At 66.6% G+C, this 20,236-nt stretch carries 22 protein-coding genes; 15 read left to right on the top strand and 7 right to left on the bottom strand.

Annotation, left to right across the window (positions count from 1 at the left end; genetic code table 11):
• The first annotated feature begins 108 nt into the window (after positions 1-108).
• The gene (locus CQ050_RS25015) at positions 109-1,131 is read left to right on the top strand and encodes a YafY family protein (protein WP_105559509.1); all 1,023 of its coding nucleotides are present in this window, start codon (positions 109-111) and stop codon (positions 1,129-1,131) included.
• A gap of 64 nt (positions 1,132-1,195) precedes the next feature.
• On the opposite strand, the gene CQ050_RS25010 is transcribed toward CQ050_RS25015, so the two are convergent.
• From CQ050_RS25010 to CQ050_RS25000, 3 genes are all read right to left on the bottom strand, one after another.
• On the bottom strand, positions 1,196-1,561 hold the full coding sequence (locus tag CQ050_RS25010; RefSeq protein ID WP_105559508.1) for a DUF1294 domain-containing protein: 366 nt from the start codon (positions 1,559-1,561) through the stop codon (positions 1,196-1,198).
• 64 nt (positions 1,562-1,625) lie between these two features.
• On the bottom strand, positions 1,626-2,870 hold the full coding sequence (locus CQ050_RS25005; RefSeq protein ID WP_105559537.1) for a hypothetical protein: 1,245 nt from the start codon (positions 2,868-2,870) through the stop codon (positions 1,626-1,628).
• 135 nt (positions 2,871-3,005) lie between these two features.
• Positions 3,006-3,251, bottom strand: coding sequence for a hypothetical protein (locus tag CQ050_RS25000; RefSeq protein ID WP_105559507.1), 246 nt, complete (start codon positions 3,249-3,251; stop codon positions 3,006-3,008).
• Between the two features lie 197 nt (positions 3,252-3,448).
• On the opposite strand from CQ050_RS25000, the gene CQ050_RS24995 reads away from it, so the two are divergent.
• The 12 genes from CQ050_RS24995 to CQ050_RS24940 all read left to right on the top strand — a co-directional run bounded on the left by CQ050_RS24995 (position 3,449) and on the right by CQ050_RS24940 (position 14,975).
• Complete coding sequence (locus CQ050_RS24995) at positions 3,449-4,573, top strand: cupin domain-containing protein (RefSeq protein WP_105559506.1); 1,125 nt, start codon at positions 3,449-3,451, stop codon at positions 4,571-4,573.
• 89 nt (positions 4,574-4,662) lie between these two features.
• Positions 4,663-5,574, top strand: a complete 912-nt coding sequence (locus tag CQ050_RS24990) for a fumarylacetoacetate hydrolase family protein (RefSeq protein WP_105559505.1) — start codon at positions 4,663-4,665, stop codon at positions 5,572-5,574.
• Positions 5,575-5,632: 58 nt separating this feature from the next.
• Complete coding sequence (locus tag CQ050_RS24985) at positions 5,633-6,826, top strand: ABC transporter substrate-binding protein (protein ID WP_105559504.1); 1,194 nt, start codon at positions 5,633-5,635, stop codon at positions 6,824-6,826.
• A complete protein-coding gene (locus CQ050_RS24980) occupies positions 6,823-7,737 on the top strand; it encodes a branched-chain amino acid ABC transporter permease (protein ID WP_105559503.1) in 915 nt (304 codons plus the stop codon). Before CQ050_RS24985 ends, CQ050_RS24980 begins: the two co-directional genes overlap by 4 nt.
• On the top strand, positions 7,734-8,720 hold the full coding sequence (locus tag CQ050_RS24975) for a branched-chain amino acid ABC transporter permease (protein ID WP_105559502.1): 987 nt from the start codon (positions 7,734-7,736) through the stop codon (positions 8,718-8,720). Before CQ050_RS24980 ends, CQ050_RS24975 begins: the two co-directional genes overlap by 4 nt.
• Positions 8,710-9,480 (top strand): ABC transporter ATP-binding protein, encoded by a 771-nt coding sequence (locus tag CQ050_RS24970; protein WP_105559501.1) that lies wholly within the window; start codon positions 8,710-8,712, stop codon positions 9,478-9,480. Before CQ050_RS24975 ends, CQ050_RS24970 begins: the two co-directional genes overlap by 11 nt.
• Complete coding sequence (locus CQ050_RS24965) at positions 9,467-10,159, top strand: ABC transporter ATP-binding protein (protein WP_105559500.1); 693 nt, start codon at positions 9,467-9,469, stop codon at positions 10,157-10,159. Before CQ050_RS24970 ends, CQ050_RS24965 begins: the two co-directional genes overlap by 14 nt.
• A gap of 64 nt (positions 10,160-10,223) precedes the next feature.
• Positions 10,224-10,985, top strand: coding sequence for a GntR family transcriptional regulator (locus CQ050_RS24960; RefSeq protein ID WP_105559536.1), 762 nt, complete (start codon positions 10,224-10,226; stop codon positions 10,983-10,985).
• Positions 10,978-11,862, top strand: a complete 885-nt coding sequence (locus CQ050_RS24955; protein WP_105559499.1) for an alpha/beta hydrolase — start codon at positions 10,978-10,980, stop codon at positions 11,860-11,862. Before CQ050_RS24960 ends, CQ050_RS24955 begins: the two co-directional genes overlap by 8 nt.
• A gap of 36 nt (positions 11,863-11,898) precedes the next feature.
• Positions 11,899-12,813: a LysR family transcriptional regulator gene (locus CQ050_RS24950; RefSeq protein WP_105559498.1), complete on the top strand. Its 915-nt coding sequence runs from the start codon at positions 11,899-11,901 to the stop codon at positions 12,811-12,813.
• 145 nt (positions 12,814-12,958) lie between these two features.
• On the top strand, positions 12,959-13,951 hold the full coding sequence (locus tag CQ050_RS24945; protein WP_105559497.1) for a tripartite tricarboxylate transporter substrate binding protein: 993 nt from the start codon (positions 12,959-12,961) through the stop codon (positions 13,949-13,951).
• A gap of 79 nt (positions 13,952-14,030) precedes the next feature.
• Complete coding sequence (locus CQ050_RS24940) at positions 14,031-14,975, top strand: succinylglutamate desuccinylase/aspartoacylase family protein (protein ID WP_105559496.1); 945 nt, start codon at positions 14,031-14,033, stop codon at positions 14,973-14,975.
• A 141-nt stretch (positions 14,976-15,116) separates the two neighbouring features.
• Here the strand turns inward: CQ050_RS24940 and CQ050_RS24935 are convergent, their stop codons facing one another.
• The 3 genes from CQ050_RS24935 to CQ050_RS24925 form a co-directional block, all read right to left on the bottom strand.
• On the bottom strand, positions 15,117-15,638 hold the full coding sequence (locus CQ050_RS24935) for a lipocalin family protein (protein ID WP_105559495.1): 522 nt from the start codon (positions 15,636-15,638) through the stop codon (positions 15,117-15,119).
• Positions 15,639-15,718: 80 nt separating this feature from the next.
• Complete coding sequence (gene gshA / locus CQ050_RS24930) at positions 15,719-17,290, bottom strand: glutamate--cysteine ligase (protein WP_105559494.1); 1,572 nt, start codon at positions 17,288-17,290, stop codon at positions 15,719-15,721.
• Between the two features lie 32 nt (positions 17,291-17,322).
• A complete protein-coding gene (locus CQ050_RS24925; protein ID WP_199196926.1) occupies positions 17,323-18,216 on the bottom strand; it encodes an alpha/beta hydrolase in 894 nt (297 codons plus the stop codon).
• Positions 18,217-18,276: 60 nt separating this feature from the next.
• On the opposite strand from CQ050_RS24925, the gene CQ050_RS24920 reads away from it, so the two are divergent.
• Complete coding sequence (locus tag CQ050_RS24920) at positions 18,277-18,834, top strand: hypothetical protein (RefSeq protein ID WP_105559492.1); 558 nt, start codon at positions 18,277-18,279, stop codon at positions 18,832-18,834.
• Here the strand turns inward: CQ050_RS24920 and CQ050_RS31345 are convergent.
• On the bottom strand, positions 18,824-19,042 hold the full coding sequence (locus CQ050_RS31345; protein ID WP_310034162.1) for a helix-turn-helix domain-containing protein: 219 nt from the start codon (positions 19,040-19,042) through the stop codon (positions 18,824-18,826). The genes CQ050_RS24920 and CQ050_RS31345 overlap by 11 nt on opposite strands.
• 277 nt (positions 19,043-19,319) lie before the next feature.
• Here CQ050_RS31345 and CQ050_RS24910 point away from each other — a divergent pair, with 277 nt between their 5' ends.
• Entirely contained in the window at positions 19,320-20,219 is a 900-nt protein-coding gene (locus CQ050_RS24910; RefSeq protein WP_105559490.1) for an AEC family transporter, read from the top strand.
• Positions 20,220-20,236: the final 17 nt, after the last annotated feature.

Raw genomic sequence — 20,236 nt, 5'->3', positions numbered from 1 at the left:
CAAGCTCCGGATTGGGGGAGTGCCGCGGCCCCATGGCCGCTGACGACGGACGAACTGTAGAATCCATTGCGGACAGTTTCCGCCCTTGATACGGGCTATCGTTGACCGATGCTCAGCTCCAGCAATCGCCTCCTGCGCCTGCTTTCCCTACTGCAGACCCGCCGCCATTGGGCCGGCGCCGACCTGGCGCAGACGCTGGCGGTGCATCCGCGCACGCTGCGCCGCGACATCGACCGGCTGCGCGAACTGGGCTACCCCATCCAGGCCAGCAGCGGTGTGGCGGGCGGCTATGCCTTTCGCGCGGGCAACGCCCTGCCGCCTCTGCTGCTGGACGACGACGAGGCGCTGACGGTGGCCATCACGCTGCGCACGGCCGCCACGGGCACGGTCGGCGGCGTGGAAGAAGCGGCGCTGCGCGCGCTGGTCAAACTGGAGCAGGTGATGCCCACGCGCTTGCGCCACAAGCTGGACGCGCTGCGGTCGGCCATCGTGCCGCTCCCGCGCGGCGGCCCGGTGATCGATGCGGGGCGGTTGGCCGCGCTGGCTGCCGCCTGCCGCGACCAGTTGCGCGTCAACTTCGACTACGCGGACAGCCGCGGCCAGCCCAGCACGCGCCAGGTCGAGCCGCAGGGGCTGGCGCACACGGGGTACCGCTGGTATCTGGTGGCCTGGGATCCGGCGCGCGACGACTGGCGCACGTTCCGGCTTGACCGAATCGCGGGCGCGGTGGCGCTGGGCGCACACTTCGCGCCGCGTCCACCGCCAGAAGGCGGCGACCTGCGCGCTTATGTGATGCGCGCGGTGGGCCAGGCGCCCAACGCCGAAGAAGCCCGCATCGTGCTGCATGCGCCGCATGGGGTAATGGCCGCGCGCATTCCCGCGTCGGCCGGGCAGGTCGAGGCGTTGGACGATGGCCGCTGCCTGCTGCGCAGCTCCGGCCAGTCGCTGGAGGCGCTGACGTATTGGCTGCTGGCGCTGGAAGTGGAATTCGATGTGCTGGCGCCGGCGTCCCTGGCGCAGCGCTTTCAGGCCGCGGGCGAACGGGTCGCCCGCATGCTGCAACGGCGCGACACCGCTACGCCGCCGCAGCAGGCTGAGCGCCCGGAACCACCGCAAGGATCCGCCACCTGAACCGCTTCACGCCGGCTGTGCGATTCGGCCTTCGAATCGATCTCTGTTCCCCCGCCCTATGCCGTCAGGCCCACGCAGGCACGTATTGCGCCAGCAGCGATCTGCCGTAGGGCGAAGCCAGGAAAAGAAAAGCGGCGATGTTGGCCGCTACGGTGATCCAGAACACCATACGGAAAGCCGGTTTTACCGACTTGTGCCGTAGCCATTCCTGCGCGATCAACGCACCGGGCCAGCCCCCCACCAGCGCCAGGACATGCAACGTTTTTTCGGGCGTTCTTTGCCGATTGGCGCGTGCGGCCGCTTTATCGACGGCGTAGACCGTGAATGTCAGCGCGCTGAGTGCAAGGTAGCCCAGCCCCACGGCGAGCGGCACCCGCCACAGCAGGGCTGCCGATCCATACGCAAAGACGAACGCCGCCAGCAGCAGCAATGGGATGCGAACTTTCCGCCTCGTGCGGCGCGCTGGGGTTCGTTGGACCGAGGCAGTCACCGCGCTATTCCGTCGCCAGGTAGGCCTGACCGCTGGGCTTCACGTGGGGCGCCAGGTCCGCAAACGGCAGTCGCGCAAGCGTGCCCAGGCAGATGCCCGATGCGTGGCCCACGCCGGATACCGACAGGCTTAGCGCGCCGGGCGCCTCGGCACCCAGGGCCAGGTAATCCGGCCAGAGCAGGGCGCAACCGTCCTTGGACGTGTCTTCCGTACGGCCCTCGGCTTCGGCGGCGGCCAGCGTGCGCTGCGTGGCGGCCACGATTGACAGCAGCGTCGGGCTTGCCTGGACGCGCCCGTCAGGACGCGAGACATAGGCGTCGAAGACGCGGTTCCAGTCCAGGATGTCTCCGCGCAGCAAGTCGTAGGTATAGGGTTCGAAATGATTGAAGGGATGGGCGCCGCCGCAATCCAGGCTTCCTCGCTCGGTCACCGTCATGAGGGCGCGCGAGAGCCAGCTGACGGAGATGGCTTCTTCATCGTAATTGCCCAGCGTGCCGCTGTTCGGGACGTCGCTGGTGTAGGCCTGGGCCAAGCATTGCAGCGCCTCCAGGCTTTTACGCCAGTGGCGCTGTTCCAGCAGATGATTGACGCGCCGGACGACTTGCTCGTCGGGATGCCGGCTCAGCCGCGGATAAGGAAACAGGGTGCGCGGGTCGCGCCACATCCGATAGGCGACTGCGCCGTTGCCGATCTCTTCGCCGAAGGGCTCGGCGTGTCCAGCCATTTTCAGGGTGTCGTAGGGCGCGGTTTCGGCGTTGACGTCCGGGTAGGTTTGAACGCCGTTGCGAATCGCGCCTGGCGCGGTGGCTCGTGTGTCGTATTGCGCGACACGTCGAAGTTCGAAGCCGCGTCGCTTGCCGCTGCGCGCGTCAGTCCAGGTGCCGCGATAGCTCTGGGCGTCGCGCGTGCCCTGCCAGGTGGCGGCAGTGGGGGGCGTATCGGGTGGCGTGTTCGCGGAAGCCCGGTTGCTCGTCGTCTTCCAGTTCGGCGGCGGCTCGGCCAATGCCTGTTCGGTGCCTTGCAGGGGAATGTCGACGCCGGCCTTCGGATAGAAGTAGCGCCCGGTCAGCACGCCGTTGTCAGACGCCTGGGCGTCCAGTTCCATCACGACTTCGCCGGCGCCGTCCAGGGTGCCGCTATAGACGATGCGCTGCGCAGCGTGGGCGGAGGGGGTGGCCAGCGCTGCCAGCGCCAGCGCGGCAGGAAGCAAACGGGTAAGGCGGGCCAAGCGGACAAGCAGAGGGGGCATCAAGATCACCGTCCGGGGCAGGTTCGCGAAATCGCATGAAGGGAACACCGCGTGAATATACCGGAGCCCCCCGCGAATCCGCGGCCGCAGCGATACGGTGACGCGCCCGTTCATTGCTGAACGGGCGGTCAGGCATCAATCATCCAGCGACGGCACCGTGCCGATCTGCGTCAGGATGCGGGGCGATTCCATGTCGCCGGTTTCTTTATCGATCCACACTTCATAGGCGGCGACCCCCGCGAACTTGGCAGCCATGGAATTGGCGATTCGGATCGCGCCGAATTCGCTGCTGGCCGGACGGATTTCACCTGGCGAGACACCGTTGGCGGCGGCGCGATAGGGAACGACGATGTACTGAACAAGATGAGCGGCTTCGGACACAGGATTCTCCTGGACGACGGTTTTACGGGCGAGCGAAATGTATCACGGGTGACTGTGTTTTTGTACAGTATTTTTTGACGCTGCGGGAATAAAATTCCGCTGACGGGAAAACCCCTAGCGCGTGGAGATTGCCGGATTTACACGCCACCTCTATTATTTTCGAAAATCTTATGATTTTTATAAATAGAGGCCAAGGGATGACATCGAACCGGTACGACGCCTATCGCGAAGACACCGCCGGGCGCGCCAATGTGGCCGACTCGCCGGAGCGCATTGCCTACTACCAAGCGCTGGCGGGCCTGGAGACGGGCGCGCTGTGGACGGTGGCGAACAAGATCGAACCCTGGGCGCCGCGGTCGGCGTCGGTGCCCGTGGTGTGGCGCTATCAAGAGCTGCGCGGCCATGTGCTGCGTTCCGCCGAACTGGTGTCGCCCGAAGAAGCGGGCCGGCGCGTCATCTATCTGAACAATCCCGGCCGGCGCGACGTGGCGGCCGCCGTGGGCTGGCTGTATTCGGGCCTGCAGGTGATGCAGCCCGGAGAGCTGGCTTCGGCGCACAAGCATTCGCATTCCGCGCTGCGGTTCATCATGGAAGGCCAGGGCGCCTACACCGTGGTCGACGGCCACAAGATGACGCTGGGCGCGAACGATTTCGTGTTGACGCCCAACGGCACCTGGCACGAGCACGGCGTGTCTGAAGACGGCACCACCTGTATCTGGCAGGACGGCCTGGACATCCCGCTGGTCAACGCCCTTGAGGCCGGTTTCTACGCCGTGCATCCCGACCTGAACCAGGCGGTGACCTACCCCGTGGATGACACCAGCGCGGCCTGGGGCCATGCGGCGTTGCGGCCGCAGGTGTCGGGTTGGACGAAGCCCTATTCGCCGCTGTTCAAGTACGAATGGGAACCCACCTACGAGGCGCTGCGCCGCTATGCGCGCACGACTGCCGGCAGCCCGTACGACGGCATCCTGCTGGAATACGTGAACCCGGCGACCGGCGGCTCGGTCATGCCCACCATCGGCGCCAGCATGCAATTGCTGCGTCCCGGCGAGCACACCCAGGCGCACCGCCACACCGGCAGCTTCATCTATCAGGTCGCCAAGGGCAGCGGTTTTTCCATCATTGACGGCAAACGCTATGACTGGACGGAACGCGACATTTTCTGCGTCCCGTCCTGGGCTATCCACGAACACGCCAACCTGTCGTCCAACGACGACGCCTGCCTGTTCTGCTTCAACGACCTGCCGGTGATGCGGTCGCTGGCGCTCTACCGCGAAGAAGCGGTCAAGGAAAACGACGGCCATCAAGTGCTGATCTAGCGTCGCCCGACCCCTTTCGAATTTTCATCCGCCGCGCGGGCGTCGTTCCGCGCGCCTGGCTCAACTCGTCTTGAATCTATGGAGTTCCTATGCGATTGGTGACTTTTCGCGCTCATCCCACCGCCGCCGCACGGCTTGGCGCGCTGGCCGAAGGCTATGTGATCGACCTGGCCCTGCTGGGCCGCGCCGGGGGCGTGGACCTGCCCGATGACATGCTGGCATTCATCGACCTGGGCCCCGTGGCCGTCGCGCAGGCCAGCCGGCTGATGGAGTCGTACCGCGGCAATTGGCCCGTGGGCACGGCGCTGCCGCAGGAAAACGTGAAGCTGCTGGCGCCGATTCCGCGGCCGCGCAAGAACATCTTCGGCATCGGCCTGAACTATGTGGAGCACGTGGCGGAATCCAGCCGCACGCTGGACACTTCGGCCGACTTGCCCAAGCAGCCGGTGATCTTCTCCAAGCCGCCCACCACCGTCATCGGCCCGGGCGATGCCATCGAGCACAACGCCAAGATCACGCAGCAGCTGGACTGGGAAGTCGAGCTGGCTGTGATCATGGGCCGGCGCGCCTCGCGCGTGGCGGAGGCCGACGCGCTGTCGTACGTGTTCGGCTACAGCGTCATGCTGGACATGAGCGCGCGCGACTGCCGCCGCGCCGGCCAGTGGATCTATTCGAAAGGCCAGGACACCTACGCGCCGTTCGGCCCCTGCATCGTCACCGCCGACGAAATTCCGGATCCGCAAGTGCTGGACCTGTGGCTGACGGTCAATGGCGAAAAGAAGCAGGGTTCCAACACGCGGCACATGCTGTTCAAGGTGCCGTTCCTGATTTCGGACATCAGCGCCGGCATCACGCTGGAGCCGGGCGACATCATCGCCACCGGTACGCCAGAGGGCGTCGGCGCGGGCCGCAAGCCGCAGGAATGGCTGTGGCCGGGCGATGTGGTGGTGGCGTGCGTGGAAGGCATCGGCACGCTGCGTCATCCGGTGGTGGCGGTCTAGCGCAACAGGCGATCGGGCCGGCCGCCAGGCGGGCAACGCCGTCTTCAAGGGGAAAAACATGATCAAGAAACAAAAAGTGGGCGGCGTGGCCGCTGCGTTGTCCGCCGCATTGGGCGCCATCGCCGCGATGGGGGCCGCGCAGGCCGCGGACCCCGTCAAGATTGGCTTCATCGCCACGTTGTCCACGCCGGCCGGCTACATCGGCGAAGACGAGCGCGACGCCTTCAACCTGGCGATCAAGCAAGGCGGCGGCAAGCTGGGCGGCGTGTCGGTGCAATTGGTCATTGAAGACGACGGCCTGAAGCCCGCCAACGCCAAGCAGGCGGCCGACCGCTTGCTGCAATCGGGCGTGAAGCTCTTTACTGGCGTGAACTTCTCGAACGTGCTGGCTGCCGTCGTGCCCAGCGTGGTGAAGTCGGGCGCGTTCTACGTGAGCCTGAACCCCGGGCCTTCGAATTTCGCTGGCGAAAAGTGCGATCCCAACTACTTCGTGGCGTCCTATCAGAATGACGCCTTCCATACGGCCGGCGGCGTGGCGGCCAACGAACTGGGCTACAAGCGCGTGGTGCTGCTGGCGCCCAACTACCAGGCCGGCCGCGACGCGATCGAAGGCTTCAAGCGCACCTACAAGGGCGAAGTGGTGGCCGAGATCTACACCAAGCTGGACCAGTCCGACTTTTCGGTGGAGCTGGCGCGGGTGCGTTCGCTGGCGCCCGAAGCCATCTACCAGTTCCATCCGGGCGGCACCGGCATCAACTTCGTCAAGCAGTACGCGGCGGCGGGCTTGAACAAGAGCATCCCGATGCTGATGCCCAGCTTTTCGATGGATGCACGCATGATCCAGGCGACGGGCGACGCGTCGGCCGGGTCGTACACCACCGGCATCTGGTCGCAGGACTTCGATAATCCGCAGTCCAAGGCATTCGTGAAGGCGTTCAAGGAAGCCTACGGCCGCGTGCCGACGGACTACGCGATGCAGGCATACGACACCGCCAACCTGATCGGCGCGGGCCTGAAGGCCACCGGCGGAGACCTGTCGAAGGCGGCGGAGTTCCGGGCGGCGCTGCGCAAGCCGGCGTTCACGTCCCTGCGCGGCACGTTCAGCATGAACACCAACCAGCATCCTATCCAGGATCTCTACCTGATGCGCATCGGGAAAGACAGCGACGGCACGTTGTCGCCGCATCTGGTGCGCAAGCTGGTGGCCGACGATAAGGACGCCTACGCCCAATTCTGCAAGATGCCATCATGACGCTTCTGTTCGAACAGCTGCTGAACGGCCTGCAGTTCGGCGCCATGCTCTTCATGCTGGCGGCCGGGCTGACGCTGATCTTCGGGATCATGGGCGTCGTGAACCTGACCCACGGGTCCTTCTACATGGTGGGCGCGTATTGCGCGGCCTACGCCATCGGCACCACCGGTTCCTTCCTGGCGGGCGTGCTGGCCGCGTTGCTGGGCGCCGGCCTGTATGGCGTGTCGGTTGAAGTGCTGGTGATCCGCAAGCTGTATAAGCGCGACCACCTCTACCAGGTTTTGGCCACCTTTGGCCTGCTGCTGTTTTCGAACGAAGCGGTCAGCCTGATCTTCGGCCGGCGGCCGCCGCTGGTGAGTATCCCGTCGTTTCTCGAAGGCGCGGTGACGCTGGCGCCGGGGTTCCAATATCCGGTGATTCGTTTGTCGTTCATCGCGATCGGTGCGCTGGTGGCCGTGGGCCTGTGGTGGCTGGTCAACCGCACGCGCATCGGCATGCTGATCCGTGCCGGCGCCGACGACCGTGAAATGGTGGACGCGCTGGGCGTGGATATCCGCAAGTTGTACACGCTGGTATTCGGCCTGGGCGCCTTGCTGTGCGGCCTGGCGGGCGTGATGGCCGCGCCGTTGCTGGCGGTCGAGATCGGCATGGGCGAACGCATCCTGATCACCACCTTCGTGGTCATCGTGATCGGCGGCGTCGGGTCGGTGCGCGGCGCCCTGGCGGGCGCCTTGCTGGTGGGCATGGTGGATAGCCTGGGGCGGGCCTTCCTGCCGCAGTTGTTGTCCACGGTGTTCTCGCCCGCCACGGCGGACCCGCTGGCCGCGGGCCTGGCGTCGGCCAGTATCTATGTACTGATGGCGATCGTGCTGATCGCCAAGCCGGGCGGCTTGTTTCCGGCGCGAGGATGATGATGGCAAAGACTCTTTCGAATCGCGCCCGCTGGGGCCTGGGCGGCCTGACCGTCCTGATTCTGCTGCCGGCCGCGGCGCTGGCGTCGGGCTCGCCGTTCCTGATCGGCGTGGTGACGCGCTTCCTGATCTACGGGCTGGCCGCGGTCAGCCTGGACCTGGTGATCGGGTACGGCGCCATGGTCAGCTTCGGCCACGCCATGTTCTTCGGGCTGGGCGGCTATGCGGTGGGCATCATCGCCTTCCATACCGCCGAAGCCGGGCCGATTTTTGGCTGGGCGGGCAGCAACGCGGCGCTGGTGGTGTGGCCGATCGCGCTTGCCGTATGCGCGCTGGCGGGCTGGATCTTCGGCTACCTGGCGCTGCGCACCCGGGGCGTGCAGTTCATCATGATCACGCTGGCGTTCGGCCAGATGGTGTATTTCGTGCTGGTGTCGTTGCAGTTCTACGGCGGCGATGACGGGCTGATGATTCCCCAGCGCAACGTGCTGCCGGGCATCAATCTGGAAAGCCCGACGGTGTTCTATTACGTGTGCCTGGCGGTGCTGACGGCGTGGACGCTGTTCTGCATCCGGGTCACCAATTCGCGTTTCGGCATGGTGCTGCAGGCGCTGCGCCAAAGCGAACGGCGCGCGGTGAACCTGGGCGTGGCGCCTACCCCGTACCGGTTGAGCGCCTTTGTGCTGTCCGCGGTGGGCACGGGGCTGGCCGGCGTGCTGTGGGCCAACTATGCCGGGCTGGTGACGCCGGACATGGCCGCGTGGACCAAGTCGGGCGAATTGATGGCCATCGTGATCTTGGGCGGCGTGGGCACGCTGCTGGGGCCGATCGCGGGGGCGGCGGTGTTCCTGGGCCTGGAGCAGCTGCTGTCGTCCCTGACCGAACACTGGTTGCTGTACATGGGGCCGATCCTGGTGCTGGTGGTGTTGTGGGGCCAGAAGGGCCTGTTTGGAAAACTGCTGGAGTCCCGTCATGCCGACTGATGCAAGCACAAGCCTGCTGCGCCTGACGCAGCTGCGGAAAGCTTTTGACGCGGTGGTGGCCACCAACGGCGTGGACCTGGACGTGCAGGCGGGCGAGATCCACGCCATCATCGGCCCCAACGGCGCCGGCAAGTCCACGCTGATCGCGCAGATCTGCGGCGAGATCCGGCCAGACTCGGGCAGCATCCACCTGAACGGCCAGGATGTGACGGCGCTGCGCGCCTTCGAGCGCGCGCGCCTGGGCCTGGGCCGCTCGTTTCAGATCACCGAGCTTTGCCACGAATACACCGCGCTGGAAAACGTGATCCTGTCGCGCATGCTCAAGGGCGGCCGGGCCTTCCAGGCCTGGACCAACCCGCGGCATGACGCGGCGCTGAAGGCCGATGCCATGCAGTGGTTGACGCATGTGGGTCTGCAAGACCGCCGCCATGTGCGGTCGGCGGACCTGGCGCACGGCGAAAAACGGCAGCTGGAGCTGGCCGTGGCGCTGGCGCGGTCGCCGCGGCTGTTGCTGCTGGACGAGCCCATGGCCGGCATGGGGCCCGAGGAATCGGCGCGCATGACGCGGTTGCTGCAAGGCATGAAAGGCGACTACGGCATCTTGCTGGTGGAACACGACATGGATGCCGTCTTCGCCCTGGCCGACCGCATCAGCGTGCTGGTCTATGGCCGCGTGGTGTTCAGCGGCACGCCCGACGAGGTGCGGCGTCATCCGGATGTGCGCGCGGCCTATCTGGGAGACGAAAATGTTGACGGTTGACGGGCTGACCGGCGGTTACGGCTCCAGCAAAGTGCTGTTCGGCATGTCGTTCGAGGCCAGCGAAGGCGAGGTGATTTCGCTGATCGGCCGCAACGGCATGGGCAAGACCACCACCATCAAGACGCTGATGGGCATGCTTCCCGCCACAGGCGGCGCCGTGCAGTTCCGTGGCCAGACACTGGGGAAGGCCGCGCCCAGCACGATCGCGCGGCTGGGCGTGGGCCTGGTGCCGGAAGGGCGGCGCGTGTTCGGCTCGCTCTCGGTGCAGGAAAACCTGGTGGCGACGGCGCGTTCGGCCAAGGGCGGTTGGGACCTGGAACGCGTCTATGCGTTGTTTCCGCGCCTGAAGGAGCGCCGCGCGCAGTCGTCGCGCACCTTATCCGGCGGCGAGCAGCAGATGCTGGTGGTGGGCCGCGCGCTGATGACCAACCCCAAGCTGCTGATCCTGGACGAAGCCACCGAAGGGCTGGCGCCGCTGATCCGGCAAGAGATCTGGCGCTGTCTGCGGGCCTTGAAAGGCGAGGGGCAGACCATCCTGGTCATCGACAAGAACCTTCCCGAGATGGCCACGCTGGTTGACCGCCACTACATCGTGGACAAGGGCCGGGTGGCGTGGTCGGGCAAGCCGGCCGAGCTGTCCGCGCAGCCGGAACTGGCGCAGCGCTATCTGGGGATATGACGCAGGTAGAATGACCCGCCCGCGTGCGGGCCGGCGGGCAAACCGCCGACATCTGGAGAGCATGTTGAAGCCAAGAATCAAAGCTTCCCGCCAGGACGACGCAGGATCGGACGGGAACGCTGAAGTAGAGGAAATCACGCTGTCCGAGCAGGTCTACCGCCTGCTGCGGCGCGACATCATGAGCGGCGTCTTCGCACCCGGCCAATCCCTGCGGCTGGAACTGCTCAAGCAACGCTACGGCAGCAGCTTTTCTCCCATCCGCGAGGCGCTGAACCGCTTGCGCAGCGAACGCATGGTCATCAACACCACGTCGCGCGGGTTCAGCATTGCGCCATTGTCGGTCGAGGAAATGTGGGATGCCTGTGAAACCCGCATCCTGATCGATTGCGATGCGCTGCGGCGTTCGCTGGCCAACGCCGACGATGCCTGGGAAGCGCGGTTGGTTGGCGCCTTCCACGCCTTGACGCTGGCCGCGCAGCGCGCAGGCGACGCGCACCCGCCTTCCGAAGCGCTGGAGGAATTGCTCGAGGCGCGGCACCTGGATTTCCACCATGCGCTGATTGGCGCGTGCCGCTCGCATTGGCTGCTGGACCTGTCCACGCAGCTCTACGCGCAAACCGAGCGTTACCGCCGGCCGGCGCGTGCCGGCGCCACGGCCTACGGGCCAGAGCGCAATGTCGACGACGAGCATCGCCAGTTGCTGGACGCCGCGATCTCGCGCGACGTCGACGGGTCGATCGCCATGCTGGCGGCGCACTACCGCAAGACCGCGCAGTTCATCGAACGCATCATTTCGCAGCCCGACACGCAGGCCCGCCATGCATGACACGGATATCGACCTTTTCTTTCCCACTATCGCCGAACGCGAAGTCCAATACAACGCGCGCGAATCCGTGCCGGATTTCGACGCTTGCGTGCGGCGCTATGCCGAATCGTCGGCGCGCGTGCGCACGCGCCGTCCCGGCGTGCTGGATCTGCGCTACGGCATGGGCCACGACGAACGGCTGGATTTGTTCCTGCCCGCGGCCTCGCACGCGCCGGCGCCGCTGTTCGTGTTCATCCACGGCGGTTATTGGCGGGCGCAGCGCAAGGAAGACGCGCCGGTAATGGCCGAGGCGTTCAATGCCGCCGGCGCCGCCGTCGCGACGCTTGAGTACACGTTGGTGCCCGAAGCGACGCTGGGCGAAGTGGTGCGCGAAGTGCGTTCCGCCGTGGCGTGGCTGTACCGGAACGTCGCCGCCTACGGGGTGGACCCGAACCGTCTGTACGTCGGCGGCAGTTCGGCCGGCGGCCATCTGGCCGGCATGCTGGCCGCGCCCGACTGGCCCGCCCGGTACGGTGTGCCGGACGATGTGATCAAGGGCACGCTGGCGCTGAGCGGGCTGTTCGATTTGCGGCCGCTGTGCGACATCCTGCCCAATACATGGTTGCAGCTGACGCCCGAACAGGCGGCCCACCAGAGTCCGATCTTCCACCTGCCGGAACGCGCCGGCCCGATGCTGCTGGCCGTGGGCGGGCTGGAAACGCAGGGTTTCAAGAACCAGACCCGTGCGTTCGAAGCCGCTTGGAACGGGGCAGGCCTGGCGTCCACGCGCATCCCCACGCCGCACTGCAACCACTTCGATCTGGTCGACGAACTTGAGGACCCGGCCAGCGAACTGACCCGGGCCACATTGGCGATGATGGGGCTGGGCGCGCGTTGAGCGTGCCGGCGGGTCAATCGCGTAAGCTTCCTCTTCATGGCCGACCTGAAACTCCTTGAAGACCTGATCGCGTTGGCGCGCACCGGCAGTTTCGTGCGCGCGGCCGAACTTCGCCACGTGACCCACCCCGCTTTCGGGCGGCGCATTCGGGCGCTGGAGGCCTGGGCAGGCGCGCCGCTGGTCGAACGGCAGCATTTGCCGGTCACCTTGACGCCGGAAGGCGAGGCGCTGCTGAAGACGGCCACTCAGGTGGTCGAGCAGATGGGGCTGGTGCGTCACCGCATCCGCAGTTCGGGCGCCGGGGGCGAAGCCGTGTTGCGCATCGCTACCGGACGCAGCCTGGCCCGCACGCTGGTGGCGGACTGGATCGCCCGGCTGCGGCACCGCACGCCCAAGGTGCTGACCGAAGGCACGCAGGTGGAACTATCCACCGGCAAGGCGCAGGACCTGGTGGTGCGGCTGGAGCAGGGCAAGGTGGACTTGCTGTGCTGCTACGAGCACCCGGCGCTGTCGGTGCCGCTCAGCCCGGCGCGCTATCGCTACATGACGTTGGCGACTGACAAGCTGGTGCCGGTCAGCCAGGTGGATGCGCGCGGCCGCGCCCGCTATGCCTTGCAGGACGGCGGCGCGCCGGTGCCGTTGATCACGTATACCGGCGGTCTGGCGATGGAGCGCATCGTCGGCGACCGCCTGGAGACCACGCCTTACGCGTTGACGCCGTTCGTGCGCAGCGATTCCCTGGACGCCGCGCATGGCGCCGTGGCCAAGGGCGTGGGCGTGGCGTGGCTGCCTTGGTCCATGGTGGCGGCCGATTGCCGCCGGGGTGCGCTGGCCGCGCTGGGCGGGCGCAGCGAAGAAATTGCCTTCGAGGTGCGCCTGTACCGGCCACGCGCGCGGCTGACGGACCTGGCGGAAGCCGCCTGGGAAGCCACCGCCAATCGCAAGGCCTGACGCGCAAGCGCCGTCGCCAAGCCGGATAAGCACGAAGATGTGCTGTTTTGGCACGGACGGCGCGGGCGTGCCCCGTGAAAATACGGGGCTAAACCTCAAACGAGACGGCAACGCCGTCCACTCACAGCACCCCAAGGAAGAAAACATGACGTCCATTCTGCATCCGCTGCGTGCAGCGCTTGTTGCGCTCTGTGCCGCCTCGGCCCTTGCGGTCGCGCCTGCCGCGTCCGCCGCCGATTACCCCGCCCGCAGTGTGTCGCTGATCGTCGGCTACCCGGCCGGCGGCAGCCTCGATCTGACCGCCCGCCTGTTGGGCGAAGAACTGGGCAAGCGCCTGGGCCAGACCGTGGTGGTGGAAAACGTGGGCGGCGCCGGCGGCACGATCGGCGCCCAGCGCGTGGCGCGCGCCGCGCCCGATGGCTATACGATTTTCCTGGGCTCCACCAATGAAATGGTGATCGCCCGCATGATCAACACCGCGGTCAAGTACGACAGCGCAAAGGACTTCACCCCGTTGGGGCTGGTGGCGTCGCAGCCGATGCTGTTGGCGGCCAGCAAGAGTTCGGGCGTGAAGACCGCGGCCGATTACCTGAAGAAGCTGCGCGGCGCTGAACCCGGCACCTTCAACTATGGTTCGTCGGGCGTGGGCACCACGCTGCACCTGGCGGGCGAAATGATCAACCAGGCCACCGGCACCCGCGCCGAGCACGTGCCGTACCGCGGCGTGTCGCCGCTGGTCACGGACCTGATGAGCGGTCAGCTGGACTACGGCATGCTGGTGCTGTCCTCGGGGCTGCCGCAAGTGCGCAGCGGCAATATCGTGGCGCTGGGCCTGACCGAAAACAAGCGGTCGCCGGCTGCGCCCGAGATCGCGCCGCTGGCGGCGACGCCGGGTTTCGAGTCGGTCGACATCAACCTGTGGTTCGCGCTGTACGGCCCGGCCGGCTTGCCCGAGCCCGTCGCCGCCAAGCTGCGCGGCGTGCTGGATGAAACGCTGAAGTCGGACGCTTTCCGCGCCAAGATGCAGGAAGCCGGCGGCGAAGTCGCCAAACCGGGCATCGACCTGGCCGCCTATCAGGCGGAAGAAACGAAGAAGTACGGCGCCTTGGTCAAGGCGGCGAAGATCGAGGCGCAATAACCTCGAGGCGCAATAACCCGGCTTCCGCCGTTTCAGGCTTTCACCCATCGCCATACCAGGCAGACAAGCGGACATCATCATGGAATTCAAGCTTCCCGTTCCCGACCTGAGCGCCGAGCGCGCCGGCAACACCGATACGCCGGGCGTCTGGCATTTTGATTCAGGCGTGCCGGGCCGGGCGCTCATGGTGTCCGCGCTGGTGCATGGCAATGAACTGTGCGGCGCCTGGGCGCTGAAGGATCTGCTGGCCGCCGGCGTGAAGCCGCGCCGCGGCAGCTTGACGCTGGCCTTCTGCAACCTGGATGCCTTCGACCGGTTCGACCACGCCAACCACGACGCCTCGCGCTTCGTGGCCGAAGACATGAACCGCGTCTGGAGCGCCGAGCGCCTGGACAATCCGACCACGCCGGACCGCCAGCGCGGCGCCGCACTGCGCCCGTGGGTGCAACGCGCGGACTGGTTGCTGGACCTGCATTCCATGCACGAGCCGGGCGCGCCCTTGCTGCTGACCGGCGTCCTGCCGCGCAACATCGCGCTGGCGCGCCGCCTGAAGGCGCCGCAACACGTGATCGTGGACGCGGGCCACAAGGACGGCGTGCGCATGCGCGACTTTGCGCAGTTCGGCGATGCCGCGCGCGAAGATGCCTGCGCCTTGCTGATCGAATGCGGGTTCCATGGCGAGCTGGCCTCGCGCGATGTGGCGCGCGACATGGTGGCGCGCATGCTGGTGGAATCCGGCGTGATTGACGCGGCGGACGTGCCCGCAGGCTGGCTGATGCCCGATCCCGCCGCGCAGCGCGTGCTGGAAGTAACCAATGCAGTGGTTGCGCCGTCGATGGACTTGCGATTCGCGCAAGGCTGGACGGGGCTTGAAACGCTGGAGCAGGCGGGTTCGGTGATCGGTTGGGCGGACGGCCAGCCCATCGTGACGCCCTACGACCATTGCACCCTGATCATGCCGTCATTGCGGCAGTTGAAGCCCGGCGTGACGGTAGTGCGGCTGGCGCGAGACTACGCGGGCTGATTGCCGCCAGGATGGGCGTCGCACAAGCGTTCGTTTGCGAGGGCCCGACTGCAAGCGCCGCTGCAAGCGCCCGTCTGCAATGACCCGGCATTTCAGCGCGGGCCACCCATCAAGCATCGGTTTGGTCGGGCAGGGCCCGCGTTATTTCTGCGGCGTGTAGCGCAGTTCGTCCAGCTGGTATCCCTGGGCGGTTGCGGCGGCCAGCGCCTTGTCCAGGTCTTCCTTGGGCAGTTGCGGCGAACGCGCCAATATCCACAGGTATTTGCGGTCGGGCGTGCCGACGACGGCCCAGCGGTATTCCGGGTCCAGGCCGATCACCCAGTAGTCGCCTTTGAACGGCTTGGCGAACGACACTTCAAGCTTGGCGTTGTTGCTGCCTTCCACGACGGTTGCGGTGCCCGATGCCGAATCGATATCGCCGTCCTTGGTGCGACAGCGGTTGTTCACGCCCACGGTGCCGTCGGCATGCACGGTGTATTCGGCGGTGGTGTCTCCCACGCAGTTGCGCTGGAAGAACATGGGGAAATTCGCGATTTCGTACCACATGCCGGCGTAACGCTTCAGGTCCACCGATTCCACGGTCTGCATGGCCGGCGGCGCGGCATGGCTGATTCCCGCCATGCTGGCAGCCAAGGCCAGTAAGAATGTTGCAGTGCGGCGCATGGAAAAAACCTCCTGATTGACTGACGTGGTTCGCAGCGCCGGCCAAGCGGACGCCGCGAACCTGAACCCTAACGATACGCCTATTTGCGCGGGGCCTTCAGCGCCTCGTGGTAGCGCGCGACATAGGTGGCGAAATCCACCGTGTCCGACTCTTCGATGCGCTGCTGCTCGATCGCGGACTGCGCCGCGGCTTGCTCATAGGCGGCGGCAAGATCCGGCGGCAGGGCTTGCGCGCGCAGCGTCTCGGCGTGCTGGCGGCTTTGCTGCAGCGAATAGTCATGGAACGACAGGCCGCTGCGCTTGAGCGAGTCCAGCAGACGCGCCGACGGCGTGGCGTCCGGCTGATCAAGCTTGGCGCGCTGCGCGTCCAGCGCCTCGGCGTAGGCGCTGCCGCCCAATGCGGAATCGAACAGCGCCGCGTACGGCGCGATCTGATCCAGCAGTTCATGGCCCCACTGCGTCAGCCCCGCCGGCTGGCCTTCGCGGTCCAGCATCAGGCCGGGCTTGCGGCCTTCCTTGACCACCATCGAGAAGTTGTCGGCGCTGCGTTGACAGTAGCCGTTGGCGGGGAAGAAGGGGCTGTCGGAAGCCGTGCAGAACAGCAGGAACGCGTCGACGAAACGGCTGGTGCTGGCGTCGATGCCCACGGGCGAATCCGGGTCGATGTCCAGGCAGCGCACTTCCACGTATTGCACGCCACGTTCGGCCAGCGCCGTGATGGGGCGTTCGCAGCGGCCGGTGGCGCGCTTGGGGCGGATGCTGGAGTAGTACTCGTTTTCGATCTGCAGTACGTTGGTGTTCAGCTGAATCCATTCGCCGTTTCGGTGCGTGCCAAGCTTCTGGTAATCCGGCCAGGGTTGGGTCACGGCGTCGTAGAGGCGGCCCAGGAACGTGTCCAGGTCGTTGTAGCAAAGCTTCAGCTGCGACTGCGCCTTGTTCTGGTAGCCCAGGTCGCTCATGCGCAGGCTGGTGGCGAAGGGCAGATACAGCGTGTGGTCGCCCAGGCGTTCAAGCGGATGCTCGCGGCCGCGCAGGAAGTCGCTGGCCAGCGCGGGCGCGGCGCCAAACAGGTACATCAGCAGCCAGGAGTAACGCGTGAAATTTCGGATTAATCCGATATAGCCGCGCGAACGGCGATCCTGCACCGAACCCGGTTGGGTATCCAGCACGGACCAGAGGTCTTCGGTCAATGAAAAGTTGTAGTGCACGCCGGCGATGCATTGCATCGTCTTGCCATAGCGTTCCGCCAGCCCGCGGCGGTACACGTGCTTGAGCATGCCGGTGTTGGACTTGCCGTACCAGGCGATGGGAATGTCCGCTTCGTCGGGCAGGGTGGCGGGCATGGACTGGTTCCAGATCAGTTCATGGTCCAGCACGCTGTAGACGTGGCGGTGGGTATGGGTAAGTTCGGCCAGCAGCGCGTCTACATCCGTGTGCGTGCCGGTGATCAGTTCAAGCAGCGATTCGGAATAGTCGGTGGTGACGTGTTCGTTGGTCAGCGCTGAACCCAGGCCGGCCGGGTGCGGCGTGCGGGACAGGATGCCCTGTTCGTCCACGCGCAGGCCTTCTTTCTCGATGCCTCGCAGCGTCTGGGTCAGCAGCGAGCGGTTGGCCTCTAGGCGGGAGAGGCGATTGGCGGCGGTATCAGTCACGGATTCTTCTCGTTGGGGTCTGTCGCCGGATTTTACGGGGTGCCGGCTTCCTGTGCCGAGGGAGCCAGTACTGGGCGCAGGGACAATGCCTGCGCCGTGCGGGCCAACCACTCGTCCAGGTCAGCATAAACCGGATCGGAAATGGGAGCGGTTTCATTGAAGATCTCGTGCCAGGCGGTGTCGTACCAGCGCAGCGTCAGCAATTCGGCCGGGGCGCGCTGGGCGAACTGGCGGCTGCCTTCGGCCGCGACGATGGAGTCGTCGCCCGCCACCATCAGCAGCGTGCGGCAGGGCAGCAGCCCGGCTTCGCGCAGGGCCTCCTGGCCGCCTTCGTCCACGAAGCGGGCCAGTCTGCCCGTCATGCGGCGCCGCACCAGGGGGTCGGAACGGTAGGCTTTCACGACGGCCCGGTCGTGCGAGATCCGGGCGGGCGCCAAGCCGTGGGGCACGCGCAGGTCGGGCGCGTGCAGGGACATCCAGGTAAGGGTGCGGCGCACCCACAGCGGCACGTTAACCACGAACGGGGGCGAGCTTAGTACCAGGGCGTCCAGCTCGGCCATGCGGCGTAGCGCGATCCGCACCGCCACCAGCGCGCCCAGGCTGTGGGCCAGCAGGATCGGCGGCCGGCCCTGGGCGCGGGTCCAGGCGTGCAGCCGGTCGACGGCGTCGGTGACGAGGTCTTCCTGGTGGCTCAGCGTGGCGGCCGCGCCGCCCGAGCGGCCGTGGCCACGATGGTCGTGCGCGCCCACGGCCCAGCCGCGGGCGGTCAACCAGCGGGCCAGCCGGTCGTAGCGCCCGGCATGTTCGCTAAGGCCGTGCATCAGGTAGATGCTGGGCGTGCCCGGGCCGGTGATCGGCGGCGGCACGTTGGGCGCGGCGGACCAGACATAATTGGCCAATAACGTGCCGTCGGGCGCGGGGGTCATGGAAATCGGCGACAATTTCTGGATTCCTTGAAATGGATAGACCGTCCAGGTCCTCGGGTAATGACGATTTCATCGCTGTTTCGTTTCATGATCAAGAAAGCCGGCGTCTTTGTGGGGGTGGCGCTGGTGTTGGCTGCGTGTTCGCCCCGTTACAACTGGCGCGAAGTCGACGTGGCGGACGGTCATGTGCGTGCCGCGTTTCCGGACCGGGTCATGACGGACACCCGGGATCTGCGACTGGATACCCATTCCTTGCGTTTTACCCTGGCGACCGCCACCGTGGGGGAAGCCGTGTTCGCGATCGGGTCGGCCCCGCTGCCGCCGGAGATCGCGGCGGACCCGACGGCCAAGCAGGCGCTGGCCCGGGCGCTGGTGGTGTCGCTGTACGCCAACATGCAGGCCCCGCCGCCCACGGAATGGCCGGCCAACGGGCAGGACATCGAGGTGCACGGCAAGGCCATGGGCAAGCCGGGATGGTTGCAGGCCAAGGTCTGGGTGACCGACACCATGCTGATCGAAGCCGTGGCGGCGGGCACGCAGGAAAGCCTGCCGGCGGAACGGGCGCGCGAGTTCCTGCGGTCGGTGGTGGTCAATCCGGCCAAGCCCGTCAAGCCGTGACGGCATCCAGCAAGCCCTGCCGCAGCGCCGCCACGACCGCGGCCCGCCGGCCGCGCACGCCAAGCTTGGCGCAGGCGTTGCGCAGATGGAAGTTCACCGTGCTTTCGCTTACGCCCAGGATGCGCGAGGTTTCCCAGCTGGTCTTGCCTGCGGCGGACCAGTACAGGCAGGCGGCCTGGCGGTCGGACAGCGCTTTGGCGGCCGGCAACGCCGACAGCGAGGTCAGTGGCGCGATGGGCGGATGGAGCGCGGACAACGGTGTGGACAAAGACCCGGACAAAGGCCCGGACAAGGGCGTGGACGGCGCCTGCAAGGACGCCTGCAACAAGGGGCGGTACGCGGACAAGCGGCGAAGGGCGGTCATGGCGGCTGTGGGCTGGACGCCCTGTAGTTGACGTGTTGCCCCATGCTGCGGCCCACGCCGCTGGCAGGCAAGCATTGATGCCGCGGCGCATCAAACTCTTTATCTCTGACGGAATAGTCGTATGTTGGCCATCACCCAGTTCTACCTGTCAGCCATCGTGCTGATGCTGCCCTTGCTGTCCTGCGTGGGCATCGGGGTGTTCTGGGGCAAGCGCGACATTCCCTTCGGCGGCGCGTTCATCACCACGCTGGTGACGTCGGTGACGACGCCGGCCCTGGTGTTCCACACGTTCGTCACGACCCACCTGGACGACCGCGCGCTGGCCGATGTGGCGGCAGCCACCCTGCTGGCGCTGCTGCTGTGCGCGGTGGTCGGCGGGCTGCTGCTGAAAGTATGGAAACTGCCCGTGCGCACCTTGCTGCCCACCGCCTTCCTGCCCAACGCCGGCAACCTGGGCTTGCCGATTTCGCAATTGGCGTTCGGCGATGCCGGCCTGTCGGTGGCGGTGGCGTTCTTTGCGGTGAACTCGTTCGTCATGCACACGGTCGCCGTGCGGCTGCTGCCCGGCGTGAACACCAAGGGCAGCTGGAAAAGCCCCATTCTCCTGGCCTCGGTGGTGGCGGTGGGGATGCGCGTGCTGCACATTCCCGTGCCGGAATGGCTGATCGAGACGGCGCGCATGCTGGGCGCCGTGACCGTGCCGCTGATGCTGTTAAGCCTGGGGCACGCCCTGGCGCTGATCCCGTCCAACGGCCTGCGCGACGGGGCCAAGGTGGCGGCGATCCGGCTCGGGGTGGGTCTGGCGGCGGGGCTGGTGGTGGTCTGGGCGCTGGACCTGGAACCCGTTCTGGCGGGGGCGTTGACGCTGCAGATGGCCATGCCCTGCGCGGTGGTCAGCTACATGTACGCCAAGCGCTATACGCCGCTGGGCGACACTGCGGCGGGCGCGGTGCTGGTGTCCACGGTGGTGTTCTTGCTGCTGGCGCCGCTGATGCTGTGGTTCACCCGCGCCGGGGCCTAGGGCGCGGGCGGGTGTGC

The sequence above is a fragment of the Achromobacter sp. MYb9 genome, from assembly GCF_002975275.1.
Lineage (GTDB): Bacteria > Pseudomonadota > Gammaproteobacteria > Burkholderiales > Burkholderiaceae_B > Achromobacter.
The sequence above is the reverse complement of the archived record's forward strand: the minus strand, read 5'-3'. Positions and strand labels throughout refer to the sequence as shown.

Coding starts and splice junctions, on each gene's coding strand:
- CQ050_RS24970 (WP_105559501.1), top strand. CDS start 8,710: ATGCCGACTGATGCAAGCACAAGCCTGCTGCGCCTGACGCAGCTGCGG.
- CQ050_RS24975 (WP_105559502.1), top strand. CDS start 7,734: ATGATGATGGCAAAGACTCTTTCGAATCGCGCCCGCTGGGGCCTGGGC.
- CQ050_RS25015 (WP_105559509.1), top strand. CDS start 109: ATGCTCAGCTCCAGCAATCGCCTCCTGCGCCTGCTTTCCCTACTGCAG.
- CQ050_RS24925 (WP_199196926.1), bottom strand. CDS start 18,216: ATGACCCCCGCGCCCGACGGCACGTTATTGGCCAATTATGTCTGGTCC.
- CQ050_RS24945 (WP_105559497.1), top strand. CDS start 12,959: ATGACGTCCATTCTGCATCCGCTGCGTGCAGCGCTTGTTGCGCTCTGT.
- CQ050_RS24935 (WP_105559495.1), bottom strand. CDS start 15,638: ATGCGCCGCACTGCAACATTCTTACTGGCCTTGGCTGCCAGCATGGCG.
- CQ050_RS24980 (WP_105559503.1), top strand. CDS start 6,823: ATGACGCTTCTGTTCGAACAGCTGCTGAACGGCCTGCAGTTCGGCGCC.
- CQ050_RS24920 (WP_105559492.1), top strand. CDS start 18,277: ATGACGATTTCATCGCTGTTTCGTTTCATGATCAAGAAAGCCGGCGTC.
- CQ050_RS24910 (WP_105559490.1), top strand. CDS start 19,320: ATGTTGGCCATCACCCAGTTCTACCTGTCAGCCATCGTGCTGATGCTG.
- CQ050_RS25005 (WP_105559537.1), bottom strand. CDS start 2,870: ATGCCCCCTCTGCTTGTCCGCTTGGCCCGCCTTACCCGTTTGCTTCCT.
- CQ050_RS24965 (WP_105559500.1), top strand. CDS start 9,467: ATGTTGACGGTTGACGGGCTGACCGGCGGTTACGGCTCCAGCAAAGTG.
- CQ050_RS24950 (WP_105559498.1), top strand. CDS start 11,899: ATGGCCGACCTGAAACTCCTTGAAGACCTGATCGCGTTGGCGCGCACC.
- CQ050_RS24940 (WP_105559496.1), top strand. CDS start 14,031: ATGGAATTCAAGCTTCCCGTTCCCGACCTGAGCGCCGAGCGCGCCGGC.
- CQ050_RS24985 (WP_105559504.1), top strand. CDS start 5,633: ATGATCAAGAAACAAAAAGTGGGCGGCGTGGCCGCTGCGTTGTCCGCC.
- CQ050_RS24955 (WP_105559499.1), top strand. CDS start 10,978: ATGCATGACACGGATATCGACCTTTTCTTTCCCACTATCGCCGAACGC.
- CQ050_RS24990 (WP_105559505.1), top strand. CDS start 4,663: ATGCGATTGGTGACTTTTCGCGCTCATCCCACCGCCGCCGCACGGCTT.
- CQ050_RS24995 (WP_105559506.1), top strand. CDS start 3,449: ATGACATCGAACCGGTACGACGCCTATCGCGAAGACACCGCCGGGCGC.